At 62.8% G+C, this 13,311-nt stretch carries 15 protein-coding genes and 1 tRNA gene; 4 read left to right on the top strand and 12 right to left on the bottom strand.

The window, feature by feature from the left end:
* The first annotated feature begins 38 nt into the window (after nucleotides 1-38).
* Together F8N82_RS13580 and F8N82_RS13585 are read left to right on the top strand one after the other, a co-directional pair.
* Nucleotides 39-1,304 (top strand): carbohydrate porin, encoded by a 1,266-nt coding sequence (locus tag F8N82_RS13580; RefSeq protein ID WP_038995810.1) that lies wholly within the window; start codon nucleotides 39-41, stop codon nucleotides 1,302-1,304.
* Nucleotides 1,305-1,394: 90 nt separating this feature from the next.
* On the top strand, nucleotides 1,395-1,826 hold the full coding sequence (locus F8N82_RS13585; RefSeq protein WP_038995811.1) for an MAPEG family protein: 432 nt from the start codon (nucleotides 1,395-1,397) through the stop codon (nucleotides 1,824-1,826).
* Nucleotides 1,827-1,835: 9 nt separating this feature from the next.
* Here F8N82_RS13585 and F8N82_RS13590 read toward each other — a convergent pair whose 3' ends face one another.
* From F8N82_RS13590 to nspC, 4 genes are all read right to left on the bottom strand, one after another.
* Nucleotides 1,836-2,468: a LysE family translocator gene (locus tag F8N82_RS13590; protein ID WP_038995813.1), complete on the bottom strand. Its 633-nt coding sequence runs from the start codon at nucleotides 2,466-2,468 to the stop codon at nucleotides 1,836-1,838.
* Between the two features lie 108 nt (nucleotides 2,469-2,576).
* Nucleotides 2,577-2,651 (bottom strand) — tRNA-Gln (locus F8N82_RS13595).
* A 271-nt stretch (nucleotides 2,652-2,922) separates the two neighbouring features.
* Nucleotides 2,923-4,158, bottom strand: a complete 1,236-nt coding sequence (locus tag F8N82_RS13600) for a saccharopine dehydrogenase family protein (RefSeq protein ID WP_038995814.1) — start codon at nucleotides 4,156-4,158, stop codon at nucleotides 2,923-2,925.
* Nucleotides 4,159-4,185: 27 nt separating this feature from the next.
* Complete coding sequence (nspC, locus tag F8N82_RS13605; protein ID WP_038999434.1) at nucleotides 4,186-5,283, bottom strand: carboxynorspermidine decarboxylase; 1,098 nt, start codon at nucleotides 5,281-5,283, stop codon at nucleotides 4,186-4,188.
* 315 nt (nucleotides 5,284-5,598) lie between these two features.
* On the opposite strand from nspC, the gene F8N82_RS13610 reads away from it, so the two are divergent.
* Nucleotides 5,599-6,435, top strand: coding sequence for an AraC family transcriptional regulator (locus F8N82_RS13610; protein ID WP_038995815.1), 837 nt, complete (start codon nucleotides 5,599-5,601; stop codon nucleotides 6,433-6,435).
* Nucleotides 6,436-6,486: 51 nt separating this feature from the next.
* The gene (locus F8N82_RS13615; RefSeq protein ID WP_038999435.1) at nucleotides 6,487-7,083 is read left to right on the top strand and encodes a LysE family translocator; all 597 of its coding nucleotides are present in this window, start codon (nucleotides 6,487-6,489) and stop codon (nucleotides 7,081-7,083) included.
* Nucleotides 7,084-7,116: 33 nt separating this feature from the next.
* On the opposite strand, the gene gltS is transcribed toward F8N82_RS13615, so the two are convergent.
* The 8 genes from gltS to F8N82_RS13655 all read right to left on the bottom strand — a co-directional run bounded on the left by gltS (nucleotide 7,117) and on the right by F8N82_RS13655 (nucleotide 13,233).
* Entirely contained in the window at nucleotides 7,117-8,325 is a 1,209-nt protein-coding gene (gene gltS / locus F8N82_RS13620) for a sodium/glutamate symporter (protein WP_038995816.1), read from the bottom strand.
* Nucleotides 8,326-8,368: 43 nt separating this feature from the next.
* Nucleotides 8,369-9,307: a formimidoylglutamase gene (gene hutG / locus F8N82_RS13625; protein ID WP_038995817.1), complete on the bottom strand. Its 939-nt coding sequence runs from the start codon at nucleotides 9,305-9,307 to the stop codon at nucleotides 8,369-8,371.
* A gap of 18 nt (nucleotides 9,308-9,325) precedes the next feature.
* Complete coding sequence (locus F8N82_RS13630) at nucleotides 9,326-10,051, bottom strand: IclR family transcriptional regulator (protein WP_038995818.1); 726 nt, start codon at nucleotides 10,049-10,051, stop codon at nucleotides 9,326-9,328.
* A 78-nt stretch (nucleotides 10,052-10,129) separates the two neighbouring features.
* A complete protein-coding gene (locus tag F8N82_RS13635; RefSeq protein WP_038995819.1) occupies nucleotides 10,130-11,038 on the bottom strand; it encodes a LysR family transcriptional regulator in 909 nt (302 codons plus the stop codon).
* Nucleotides 11,038-11,349, bottom strand: coding sequence for an NIPSNAP family protein (locus F8N82_RS13640; RefSeq protein ID WP_038995821.1), 312 nt, complete (start codon nucleotides 11,347-11,349; stop codon nucleotides 11,038-11,040). The genes F8N82_RS13635 and F8N82_RS13640 overlap by 1 nt, the downstream gene beginning before the upstream one ends.
* A 49-nt stretch (nucleotides 11,350-11,398) precedes the next feature.
* Nucleotides 11,399-11,857, bottom strand: coding sequence for a hypothetical protein (locus tag F8N82_RS13645; protein WP_224793791.1), 459 nt, complete (start codon nucleotides 11,855-11,857; stop codon nucleotides 11,399-11,401).
* A gap of 31 nt (nucleotides 11,858-11,888) precedes the next feature.
* Nucleotides 11,889-12,548 carry an HD domain-containing protein gene (locus F8N82_RS13650; protein ID WP_038999437.1) on the bottom strand — a complete coding sequence of 220 codons (660 nt, stop codon included), beginning with the start codon at nucleotides 12,546-12,548 and terminating at the stop codon, nucleotides 11,889-11,891.
* A gap of 112 nt (nucleotides 12,549-12,660) precedes the next feature.
* Nucleotides 12,661-13,233 (bottom strand): TetR/AcrR family transcriptional regulator, encoded by a 573-nt coding sequence (locus F8N82_RS13655; RefSeq protein WP_038995822.1) that lies wholly within the window; start codon nucleotides 13,231-13,233, stop codon nucleotides 12,661-12,663.
* Between the last annotated feature and the right edge of the window lie 78 nt (nucleotides 13,234-13,311).

Genomic DNA, 13,311 nt, shown 5'->3' on the forward strand with positions numbered 1-13,311 from the left:
CGATGAGGCTTTTACCGACCTCCCAGGAATACCCCGCAATGCCCTGCGCTATTCGCATCACCCCTGCCCTGCTCCTGGCCCTGGCCAGCACTGCGGCCCTGGCCGACGACCTGATGACCCGCAACACCCTGACCGGCGACTGGGGCGGCCTGCGCCATCAGCTGGACGAGCAAGGCATCAAGTTCACTGGCGATTACAGTGGCGAAACCGCCTACAACGCCGATGGCGGCCAGCACCGTTCGGCGCGCTATTCGCAGAACATCAAGCTTGGCGTGCAGTTTGATCTGGGCAAGCTGTACGGCCTGGACAACGGCGGCAAGGTCCAACTGACGGTCAACGACCGCCGTGGCAACAGCGCCTCCGAAGACCTGGTGGGCAACCGCCTGCCGATCCAGGAAAACTACGGCGGCCTCTACACCCGCCTGACCGAGCTCAGCTACGAGCGCAGCCTGTTCACCCCGGCGCTGAACGTCAAGCTCGGCTACATGGCCATGGGCAACGACCTCGGCGGGCTGGACAGCGGCATCCTCTGCAATTTCATGAACGCCGGCTTCTGCGGCCATCCGCTGAACATGTCCGGCGGCAGCGGCTGGACCAACTACCCCAACGCGCACCTGGGTGTGCGGGTCAAATACGACTTGTCGTCCGCCTGGCAACTGCGCGTGGCGGCGTTCAACGTCGACCCCGAAAGCAACGGCAACTCCAGCCGCGCCTGGCACCTGGGCCCCAAGCACACCACCGGCACCGTGGTACCGGTCGAACTGGTGTACAAGCTGTCGGGCGAACTGCCGGGTGAGTACAAGCTCGGTTACTACTACGACAGCTCCGATGTGAAACGCATCGGCAACGACAAAGAGGTGTCCGGTCGCGGCGGCCATTACCTGCTGGTGGACCAGGCCGTGTGGGCCTCGCAGAGCACCGAGGGCCGCAGCCTGCATGCCTTCGGCCAGTACTCGGCCGCCAGCGCCGCCGCCTCGCCGTTCAGCAAGTGGTATGGCGCCGGTGTCGTGTTGTACAAACCGTTCGAAGGTCGCCCGCGTGACACGCTTGCCCTGGGCTATGGCCGCGCCGTGCCGAACCCGCGCAGCCGTGATGTGCAGCAAGACGCCGCCGTGGCCGCAGGCGTCGCCTACCCCAACCTGGACAGCGCCGAGCAGTTGATTGAACTGAGCTACGGCTACCAGGCCACCCCTTGGCTGACCTTGCGCCCGGATGTGCAATACATCATCGAGCCGGGGGCGTTTTCCGGCGACAGCATCGACAACGCCCTGGTGCTAGGCCTGCAGGTCAAGGCAACCTTCTAAGCCTTGCGGATAACGGTGAGCGCCGGTTGATCTGTACGCGCCTGGGCGATTCAGGCGATGATCGCGCTCCCCGTTTTCAAAGGAATGAAGATGCATACGTTGATCTCCATCTACGCCCTCTGTGTGGTCGTGCTGTTTGTGAAGATGCTGGCGATCTCCTGCTACCAGGGCTTCTATCGCATCAGCCGACTGACCTTCAAGCACGCCGAGGATGCCGCACTGGTCGGCCGCCAGGCGAGCCCCGAGGAGTTGCCCCAGGTCAGACGCGCCGCCCAGGCCTGGGCCAATGACCTGGAGAACATCCCGCTGTTTTTTGTGCTGGGCGCGCTGTGCCTGGTGTTCAATCCGCCATTCATGTTCACGGCCGGGCTGATGGTGCTATTCACTGTCGCACGCCTGCTGCATACGCTGACCTTTCTGGCGCGCTGGCAACCGTGGCGCACCATCGCCTACGCCGTGGGCATTATCTGCCTGCTGGGGCTGGCGGCCATGGTCAGCATGGGCGCCCTGCGGCATTGGTGATCGGGCGCGTCACACTGCCCGTACGCTCAATAACCGCACCCCGAGGCCGATGAATAGCGCACCGCTGGCGCGCTTGAGTGCCGCCACCAGGCGCGAGGCTTTCACGTGCTTGCTAAAGCGCATGGCGCTGAAGCTGTAGAACGAGTGCACACCGCAGACAATCGCGGCGCTGGTCAGGTACATGACTGCGAACTGCTCGGCGATCGGCCGGCCATGGTCGAGGAACTGCGGCAGGAAGGCGCAGAAGAAGATCAAGGTTTTCGGGTTGCTGGCCGAAACCAGGAACGCCTCGCTGCCGATCCGCCATTTCGATTGAGTCAGCTGCACGGGAGCCTGTGCTGCGGCCACCGCTGGCGCTTTACGAGCGAACAGCTGCCGCGCACCGAGGTAGATCAGGTACCCCGCGCCAACCACCTTCAAGGCCAGGAACGCCGTCGGCAGCGCCAGCAACATCGCCCCCGCGCCCCAGGCCACCGCAGCGATGACCAGCAGTTGCGCCAGCAGGTTGCCGAACAGGGTCACGCCCATACCCGCCGGGCCATGGCGCAAGGCGTTGCGCACGGTCAGCAATACATTGGGGCCGGGAGTCAGGGAGGTCAGCAGGTATGCCAGGGAAAAGGTAAGCCAGAGGTGCAGTGCCATGGAGGCAGTCCTTGCCGGAGAAACAAGTTGCAACAATGACAGGAATTGCACTGGCGTGGCAATCGCTCTGCAAGAGTGCATTAGAATGAGGAAGGTATAACGAGAAAATGGCAGGGGCGGCTGGATTCGAACCAACGCATGGCAGGATCAAAACCTGCTGCCTTACCGCTTGGCGACGCCCCTGTAGCTGTAGCGATGAGTGCCTGGCACTCGCTTGCGATGATGCAACGTGGTGCAACCTGGGAAGTTGCGTACCTTCATTGCCAGCCCCGTGAGGACCGTTGCAAGAATGGGCGGCAATTTAACAAACTTAGGTCCACTTGGGAAGCCCCCAAACAAACAAATTGTTGTTAAAACAGCCACTTACTCTGAATCGAGGCGCCAGATCGGCGCCTCGACCGTTCTCCGGGTACGCCCGACACGGCGCACCCGGTGTTTTACCGCAGCGTGGAACTCAGTTCCACGGACGGTCGCCGTTCTCGTCTTTGATCCGAGTCGGCAGGCCCATCACGTCCAGCGCCTTGAGGAACGGCTCGGCTGGCAGCTCCTCGACGTTGACCATGCGCTGCACGTCCCACTCGCCACGGGCAACCAGCAGCGCCGCGGCCACAGGCGGCACGCCTGCAGTGTAGGAAATGCCCTGGCTGTCGGTTTCGGCGTAAGCCTCTTCGTGGTCCGCTACGTTGTAGATGAACACTTCGCGCGGCTGGCCGTCCTTGGTGCCTTTGACCAGGTCGCCGATGCAGGTCTTGCCGGTGTAACCCGGTGCCAGCGAGGCAGGATCGGGCAGCACGGCCTTGACCACTTTGAGCGGCACCACTTCCAGGCCTTCGGCAGTCTTGACCGGTTGCTCGCTGAGCAGGCCAAGGTTTTTCAGCACGGTGAAGACGTTGATGTAGTGCTCGCCAAAGCTCATCCAGAAACGCACGTTCGGCACGTCGAGGTTCTTCGACAGCGAGTGCACTTCGTCGTGGCCGGTCAGGTACAGGTTCTGCGAGCCGACTACCGGCAGGTCGTCGGTGCGCTTGACTTCGAACATGGTGTTGCTGGTCCACTGGCTGTTCTGCCAGCTCCACACCTGCCCGGTGAACTCGCGGAAGTTGATTTCCGGGTCGAAGTTGGTGGCAAAGTACTTGCCATGGGACCCAGCATTGACGTCGAGAATATCGATCGAATCAATGCTGTCGAAATACTCTTGCTTGGCCAGGGCCGCATAGGCGTTGACCACGCCCGGGTCGAAGCCCACACCAAGAATGGCGGTAACGTTCTTTTGTTGGCACTCTTCGAGGTGTTTCCACTCGTAGTTGCCATACCAGGGCGGCGTCTCGCAGATCTTGCCCGGTTCTTCGTGAATGGCGGTGTCCAGGTAGGCCACGCCAGTATCGATGCAGGCACGCAGCACCGACATGTTGAGGAAAGCGGAACCGACGTTGATGACGATTTGCGATTCGGTTTCGCGGATCAGCGCTTTGGTCGCTTCGACGTCCAGCGCATTCAACGAGAAGGCCTTGATCTCTGCGGGCTGCTTGAGGCTACCCTTGGCCTTGACGCTGTCGATGATGGCCTGGCATTTGGAGATGTTGCGCGACGCGATAGCAATACGACCGAGTTCGTCGTTGTGCTGCGCGCACTTGTGGGCCACCACCTTGGCGACACCTCCTGCACCAATGATAAGAACGTTCTTCTTCAATTTCTCTTTCTCTCCTTTACTGCCAGCTTACGACAGGCTGGACAAGTAGTCTTCGAACCCAAACTCACGAACCAGCTCGACACTACCGTCGAGTTGTTTCACTACGATGGACGGCATTTTCAGGCCGTTGAACCAGTTTTTCTTGACCATGGTGTAACCCGCTGCGTCAACAAACGACAGCCGATCGCCGATGGCCAGCGGACGATCGAATTGGTATTCGCCGAAAATGTCACCGGCAAGGCAGGATTTGCCGCATACCATATAGGTGTGTTCGCCCTCGCTTGGCGCCAGCTTGGCGTTCAGGCGGTAGATCAGCAGGTCGAGCATGTGCGCTTCGATCGAGCTGTCGACCACGGCCAGGTGCTTGCCGTTGTAGAGGGTGTCGAGCACGGTCACTTCCAGCGAGGCGCTCTGGGTGATCGCCGCTTCGCCCGGCTCCAGGTAGACCTGTACACCGTATTTTTCAGAGAAGGCTTTGAGGCGCGCGCAGAATGCGTCCAGTGCATAGCCTTCACCGGTGAAGTGAATGCCGCCTCCGAGGCTGACCCACTCAACCTTGTGCAGCAGGTGGCCGAAGCGCTCTTCGATGGTGCACAGCATCTGGTCGAACAGGCCGAAGTCGCCGTTCTCGCAGTTGTTGTGGAACATGAAGCCGGAGATCTTCTCGATGACCTCTTCGACTTTCACCGGGTCCCACTCGCCCAGGCGGCTGAACGGGCGCGCCGGGTCGGCCAGCAGGTAGTCGGAGCTGCTCACCTGTGGGTTGACGCGCAGGCCACGGACCTTGCCTTCAGACTGTTCGGCAAAACGCTGCAACTGGCCGATGGAGTTGAAGATGATCTTGTCGCAGTTGTCGAGCATCTCTTCGATTTCGTCGTCGGCCCAGGCCACGCTGTAGGCGTGGGCTTCGCCGGCGAACTTCTGGCGGCCGAGCTTGAGCTCGTACAGCGACGACGACGTGGTGCCGTCCATGTACTGCTGCATCAGGTCGAACACCGACCAGGTGGCGAAGCACTTGAGTGCCAGCAGGGCCTTGGCCCCGGAGTTCTCGCGCACGTAGGCGATCTTCTCCATGTTGCGCAGCAGCTTGGTTTTGTCGATGAGGTAGTACGGCGTTTTGATCATTTCGAGGCCCCCGGCAAGGCCGGCCAAAAAAAGGACACGCATTGTGCCTTCCCTTGCCCCAAGTCGAAAGAGCGAAAAGCGCTTTTCCCTCAGTCAGTGGTCACTTTGCCACCGGACCGGGGCAATTTCCTACTTATCGAAATAAATTGTGACCAACGACCTGCTCGACGATCAGCCCAATGGCAATCCCTGGTGATGAAACGGGTGATCGAGAACCGCTCGTTGCCGATGTGAGCCGCGCACAATTGTTCTAAACCCCGCCGCGCAAACGCGTTATGGTCGTGCATGCCCACGCCGAACTGCCCGGAGCCCGCCGTGCCCAGCCACAACTGGATCGATCTCGCCCAGGACGCCGACACCGGTATCGAGTCGGTGCGCGCGCATTTCAAGGGCCACGCCTATGACCCGCACTGGCACGACAGTTACCTGATCGGTGTCACCGAACAAGGCGTGCAGCAGTTTCATTGCCGCCAGCTGCAGCACTTCAGCACCCCGGGCAAGGTGTTCATGCTGGAACCGGGGGAAATCCACGACGGTCATGCACCGACCGAGGACGGCTTCACTTATTCGATGCTCTACCTCGATCCGCAGTGGCTGGAGCGCGAGCTGCAAGCACTGTTCGAGCACGCGCCAGCGGGTAGCCAGCCCAGTTTTGCCGACACCCTGAGCGCCGACCCGCAGCTGTCCGGGGCCATTGCCCGGGCCTTCCAGGCGATGCATGGCGGTGATCTGAAAATGCTCCGGCAGACAGCAATGGACGAGCTGCTCGGCTGCATGACCCGCCATACCCTGTGGCGCAAACGCATCGACCCCGACCCACGCCTGCCCCAGGTGGCGCGGATCGCTCGCGAGTACTTGCACGCGCACTTCACCCAGGACATTGGCCTGGTCGAGCTGGCCCAGGCCTGCCAGGTTGATCGCTTTCGCCTCAACCGGGCGTTCAAGAGCGCCTTTGGCCTGGCGCCCCATGCCTACCTGATCCAGTTGCGCCTGGCCAAGGCGCGCCGCTGGCTGGCGCGCGGCGACAGCCCGGCGGTGGTCGCCGCCGCCCTCGGTTTTGCCGACCAGAGTCATATGGGCCGCTGGTTCCGCCGTGCTTACCGGCTGACGCCGGCCGATTACCGCCGCCGCTGCGCAAAGCTTCCAGACTGACACCACGCCAACACTGAACATGGGGCTCCCTTGCACTGGAGTCCGATCATGTTGCCCAACCTGCTGCCCTTCGCCCTGTTCGCCTTTGTTGCCAGCATCACGCCCGGACCAACCAATATCCTGATCCTCGGCCATGGCGCGCGCTTCGGCCTGCGTGCCACCCTGCCGCTGGTGCTCGGCGCTTGCCTGGCGGCCACGCTGGTGCTGCTGTTGGTCGGTGTGGGGCTGGGCGAAGTGTTGTTGGCCTACCCGCGGGTGCAGCAGGCGATGACCTGGCTCGGGGTGGCGTGGTTGACCTGGTTGGGCTGGCAGTTGCTTCACGCCGGCGCAACGCCACTGACCCATACAGCGCAACCACGTGACCTGGGCCCGCTCGACGCCGCGCTGCTGCAGGCGGTAAACCCCAAGGTGTGGTTGATGGCCGTCGCGGTGATGGGCCTGTTCAGCAGCAGTGATGCCAACCCGCTGCAGCACATGCTGAAACTGTCGCTGCTGTTCTTGCTGATCGCCCTGCCCTGCATGACCACCTGGGCGCTGCTGGGTGTCGGCAGTGCACGGTTGCTGCGCTCACCGCAGAAGGTGCGGCGCTTCAATCAGCTGTTAGCGGTGCTGCTGGTTGCCTCGGCCTGGCTAACGGTACTGGGGTAGACCAGGCGGGGCCTTGCGCCCCGCCTCGCCCCTTTAACTGAAGGCGTTGATGAACCAGGTAATCAACGGCAACGCAACGATGTCGATCAGCACCGCACCACACAGCGGCACGATGATGAAGGCCTTGTAGGAGAACACTTTGTAGTGGTCGCAGATCGCGCCCATGTTGGCCACCGCGTTAGGGGTAGCACCCAGGCCATGGCCCATGTAACCGGCGCACAGCACCGCCGCATCGTAGTTGCCGCCGAACAGGCGGAACAGCACGAAGATGCACAACAGCACCATGATCAACACCTGCACCACCAGGATCACCAGCAGCGGCAAGCCCAGTTGCTCCAGTTCCCAGAACTTGAGGCTCATCATCGCCATGGTCAGGAACATCCCCAGGCTGATGTCGCCCAGGGTGCTGACGGCGTTGTCGGGGATCTCGATCAGGCGTGCGCGGTCGTTGAAGTTGCGCGCCAGGATGGCGACGAACATGGCGCCGACGTACACCGGCAGGACGATGCCCAGGTGCGCCTTCAGCGCATCACCGATCCAGAAGCCGAGCACCATGATCACCAGCATGCAGGTCAGCAAGCGCAGCAGCACCGGCGTATCAATGCTGACAACGGGGGTTTCATTGGCTTTTTCCAGGGCTTGCAGGGCATCGACCTGGTCTGCCTGCACCACCAGTTTCTTGCGTTCGATCAGGTAACGCGCCACCGGGCTGCCGAGCAGGCCACCGGCAACCATGCCGAAGGTTGCCGAGGCCAATGCGGCGGTGGTGGCGCCAACCGTGCCGAGGCTCTCGGCGATCGGGCCGAAGGCTGCGGCTGCACCAAAGCCGCCTTCCAGCGACACGGCGCCAGCCATGATCCCCAGCAGCGGGTCGATGCCCAGGGCCTTGGCCATGCCCACGCCGACCAGGTTCTGCAACAGCGCCAGGCCCCAGCAGGCACCCAGGTAGATGAACAGGATCTTGCCGCCCTGACGCAGCAGGCCAAGGCTGCCGCCAAGGCCGACGGTGGTGAAGAACGCCACCATCAGCGGCGTTTGCATGGCGGTGTCGAGCTTGATGTCCAGCCACTGCTGGTCACGCAGCAGCCACACCACCAGGGCAAAGCCAAAGCCGCCGATGACCGGCGCCGGGACACAGAGCTGGCGTAGCCAGTAGCTGTGCTTCTTCAGTTGCGCACCCATCGCCAGCAGCAGGAGCGCCAGGGCGACGGTGGTCAGAGCATCGAGTTGCAGGGTCAGCATGGTTAACACTCTTCTTTTTATAGTTGGATAGGGGTTGTGGATTTCAGTCGACCAGGCTGGCCAGCAGCCGCGCAGCAATGCGCGCAGTGCGTTGGTCCTGGTCAAGACCGGGATTGAGTTCGGCGATGTCGGCCATGCGCAACTTGCCGCTGGCCTTGGCGCGCCGCGCCAGGTGCTCGACCACCATCAGTTCGACGCCATGGGCCGAGGGCGCACTGACGCCGGGCGCCTGGCTGGCCGGCAGGACGTCCAGGCAGAGGGTCAGGTACAGGTGGTCGATGCCGCTGAGAAATTCATCGACACAAGCTTCGAGCGCGGCGATGTTCCACGGCTGCATCTGCCGGTCGAGGCGGTAGCGCACGTTCAGGCGCTGGGCCTGGTCGAACAGGGCTTGGGTGTTGTTCAGCTCGCTGACGCCCAGGCAGCAATACTCAAAAGCCATGCCGGCCTGCTGGCAGTACTCGGCAATCTGCCGGAACGGCGTGCCGGAGCTGCTCTGGGCGCTGTGGCGCAGGTCGAAGTGGGCATCGAAATTGAGAATGCCGATGCGCGGCTGCGCCTCTTGCTGGCGTAAATGGCCGGCCAAGCCGAGAAAACTGGCATAGGCAATTTCGTGGCCGCCGCCCAGGCCCAGCGGCAAATGCCCTTGCGCAAGCAGTTGTGTCACCCGCTTGGCATAGGCCTGCTGGGCACCTTCCAGGTCAGTACCGAGGCAGACGAAGTCGCCGCTGTCATAGACCGGGCGCTGGCCACGCCAGGCCAGATTGGCCAAGGCCTTGCGCAGGGCCGGCGGCCCCTGACGGGCGCCGCTGCGGCCCTGGTTGCGGATCACCCCTTCGTCACAGGCCAGGCCAACCAGGGCGTTGCCAGCCGCTTGGTGGTCAGCCCAGGGCTGGACCCATTGGTGCCAGCGCAGGGCCGCCGTACCTTCTGCGGCGTCGACGCGACCCTGCCAGAGCGGCAGTGCGGTAGTGCTGTTCATGCGGGTACTCCAGTAGATTCAGTCCAGCCGCGCACCGATGCGCAGGGCCACGTCGCAGGTCCAGCGGGTCAGGCGCTCGCTGTTCTGCCGGGCACGAATGGCCGGAGCCATCAGGCTGATTGCGCCATGCAGGCGGTTGCGGCTGTCGAGCACCGGGGCACTGACGCCCCAGATGCCGTCGTCGATTTCACCGAGGCTGATGGCATAGCCCTGGTCACGGATCTGCACGAAGCTCTGGCGGTAGCTGTCCAGTGCTTCAGCTTCCAGGCCCTGCTCTTCAAGAATCGCCAGGCTGCGCGCCGGCTCCATGTGCGCCAGCAACACCCGCGCCGACGCGCCGACCCGCAGCGGTTGCGCCAGGCCCTTCTGGTAACAGCAGCGCAGCGGCTGCGGGCTGTCGATCAGTTCGATGCAAATGGCCTGGCCGTTGCTCGGCACCATCAGAGCCACGCTTTCCTGGCTGAGTTCGGCCAGGCGCTTGAGCTCGGGCTTGGCCAGCGACACCAGCAGCGCCTCGCGATCGAACTTCTTCGCCAGTTGCAGGCAGGCCGGGCCCGGCAGGTAGCGGCCATGGCCGTTGTCCTCGGCCAGGCCCCAACGCAGCAGGGTCTTCAGGTGCCGATAGGTGCTGCTCAGGGGCTGGTCCAGTTGCAGGCTCAGCTCCTTGGCCGACACGGCCTCGTTGGCCTGGCCGAGGGCGACGAGGATCTGCAGCAGGCGATCGGTGGGCGTGGTGTAGGTCATATGTGCTCCTTGGCGCCATGGTGCACAGTCTTTCTCAATAGGTGAAACTCGATTCCCATTGAGTGGGAAATGTCCTACTTATAGCCCCTTGGCCGCCCACTGCAGGCAGCGTGTTTGCAAAAAGGCCTGCAACGCTTTGACCCGTTCGGTCACCTGCGCCCGGTGCGGGCACATCAGGTACACCGGGGCGTGCTCGCCCTGCCAGTCGCCGAACACGCGCTGCAAACGCCCGGCCGCGACGTCCGCGGCCACGTCCAGCCAGGCCTTGTAGACCACGCCATGCCCGGCCAGGGCCCAGCGCCGGGCGACTTCACCGTCATCGCAGCGGTACTCGCCGTGGACCCGCACTTCACTCACTTCACTGCCACGCGCAAAGCGCCACAGGTCATAAGGCCGGCCGTTGCGCTGATAGATCACGCACTGGTGGCCAGCCAGTTCCTGAGGCGTCGCTGGCGTGCCGTGGCGCGCCAGGTACTCGGGGCTGGCGCAGGCCACGCGCTGGTGATCGAGCAGAATCGGCAAGGCGACCATGTCGGAATCGGCCGGCACGCCAAAGCGCAGGGCGACATCGACAGGCTCGCGGTACAGGTCACTGGCCTGGTCATTGAGCAAAAGCTGCAACTGCACCCGGGGGAATTCGCGCTTGAACGCATCGAGCCAGGCCAGCAGCACGCTGCGGCCAAAATCCGAGGGCGCCGCCAGTTGCAGCAGGCCGCCCATCTCAAGTGCCTGCTCGCGCAGGGCCTGCTCGCCTTCGGCCAGCGCACCCAGGGCCAGGCGCACACTGTCGAGGTAACGCCGGCCTTCGTTGGTCAGCCGTTGCTGGCGAGTGGAGCGGGCAAACAATCGTACTTGCAGGCGCGTCTCCAGGCGCTTGAGTGCAAGGCTGGCGGCTGCCGGGGTGATGTCGAGGCTGCGCGCGGCGGCAGACAGGCTGCCCTCGTCGGCCACCCGCACGAACAGTTCCAGGTCGAAAAGCGTGCTCATCAGTCCTGCCCGAACACCGGGCGCAAGAACGAGCGCTCATAGCTGAGGATGCAACGCGTGTCCTGGGCGTACTGGAAGGCGGCCAGGCACTCGGGGTCGTTCATCGAGTCCTGGCGGTAGCGTTCGTACGCGGCAAGGCTTGGAAAGGTGAACATCGCCATGGCGATATTGTTGGCACCTTCCGAAGGCAGGAAGTAGCCATGGTGCTGGCCGCCGAAGCGCTCAACCAGCGGGATCCAGAGTTTGCCGTAGTGTTCGAACTCGGCAAGTTTGTAGGGGTCGAGGACGTAGCGCAGGTAGCAGGTGATCATTTGGGGGGTCTCGCTCAGGTTGTTGTCCAGGGAAACGGCAGAACTGAAATCAGTCCCACTCCATCTTCACATCAGTTTCACTGCGAAATTGATCAACAGTGGCCAGGAACGCAGCCCTGTCGAAACGCGTAGCCGGTATCGCGAACCAGTCAACCGCAGGCTCTGGCTCAGTGATGGGGTCACGCAGCAGGCCAAAGCGACGCCAGTGCACGGTCTGCTCATCCGCTACCTGCTCGGCCACAATCACCGTGCAGCTCAGGTCCAGATCATCGGCGCACACCAGTAGCGGCACTAGCGTATGCCAACCAGGGGCAATGCAATAAAGCCGGTCCCAGGCCAACAGGGCATCGTCGTCGTACAGGCCCCACTGCGCAGAAACCAGGTGATACTCGCTGTTCGGGTCGTGATGCGGCAACCAGACTTCCAGTGGCTCGGCATCAATGGCAAAGGTCGGCCAGGGTCCGGTCAGGTGGCGGGATTGATGGGTGGTGAGCGTAAGTTGGTTCACTGGGGCGTCCTTTCGGTCAGTGTGGTGTTGATCAAGGCTGCGGGCCGCCAATCTCATCCATGAAACCTTGCACAAACAGCTCAAGCCGCCGATGCCGCTCGGCCGCCAGGCGTGCGCCCTCCCCGGTTTGAAAGCCCGAGGCCAGTTTCAGCAATTTGGTATGAAAGTGCTCGAGGCTGAACTGGCGGTCCTGGTAGTCGCGGCCTGCCGCGCTGGGGTTGGTGAAATCGTACAGGGCCGAGCCCATGCGCCCACCGACGTAGAAGCAGCGAGCCACGCCGACCATACCGATGGCGTCCAGACGGTCACTGTCCTGAAGGATTTTTGCCTCGAGGGTTTCCGGCGTCAGGCCGGCTGAAAAACTGTGGGTAGCGACGGCATGAGCAACAGCGCTGATGCGCTCGCCGGGCCAGCCAAGATCGGCGAGTATCCGGGCAGCTTTTTCCGCAGACAGGGTCGAGGCCTTGGCGCGCAGCGGCGAGTTCTTTTCGACCGCGACGCAATCGTGCAGCAGCGTGGCGGCCAGGAGGATGGACAGATCGCCGCCCTCCCGGGCCTGAATCCGCCGGGCATTGCTCCAGACCCGGTGGATATGCGTCAGGTCGTGAGAGCCATCGCCGTTGTCCGCCGGCAGGTGCGGCAACAGAAGGTCAGCAAGGGCTTGGCAGGGATGGAAAGGTTGGGTAGGCATCAGCTGCGGCGTCTTGGAACGGGTCATTGAAAATACGCCAGCGATGCCCGTATTGCGACCGCTGCGCGCTCGATCGCCGGCAAGCCGGCTCCCACAGGGACCACAGGCGCCTTCAACCCTTGTGAGTTCCCTGCAATTCGCGCTGGGCCCGCTGGGTCACCGCCTTGAAGTAGCTCATGTCGTCATGGATCCGTGCCAGTAGAATCGCCCCTTCGTAATCCGCTACCAGTTGCCGCCCTTGGGCCTGCGCCTGTTCATCATCCAGCAGGCCCTGATAGAGCCGGGCAAACGCCTTGGCCCAGGCGGCAAAGAACTCGCGAATCGGCACCATGAGCTCATTCTTGCCATAACTGGCATCGATGGCCACTACCGCCATCAGGCAGCCGATGGCATCGGCCTCAAACACCCGACCTGCCTTGCGGCCCATTTCCTCCAGGCGTTGAACAGGGCTCAGGCTCAAGTCGTCGGCAATACTGAACAGGTGCTTCGCAAGCCCTTCATGGGTCCAGGCCAGCACGTCGCGCAGCAGCGCTTCTTTGTTCGGGTAGTGATGATAGAAGGACGCCTTGGTCAGGCCGCAGGCCGCCGAAAGCATGTCCATGGTGGTGCCGTGATAGCCGTAGCGCTTGAAGGTGTTGGCGCAGCGCTGCAGCAGTTGGTCTCGGGGAATTTTCAGCGGTCGCACGGCCAGTCCTGCTGTCGATCAATGGCGCTGATTCTATGCCATAAGCCTGGCCAGCTCCACTTGATAGTTACCGAACGT

Source organism: Pseudomonas fluorescens (assembly GCF_902497775.2).
In the GTDB taxonomy this organism is placed as follows: domain Bacteria; phylum Pseudomonadota; class Gammaproteobacteria; order Pseudomonadales; family Pseudomonadaceae; genus Aquipseudomonas; species Aquipseudomonas putida_F.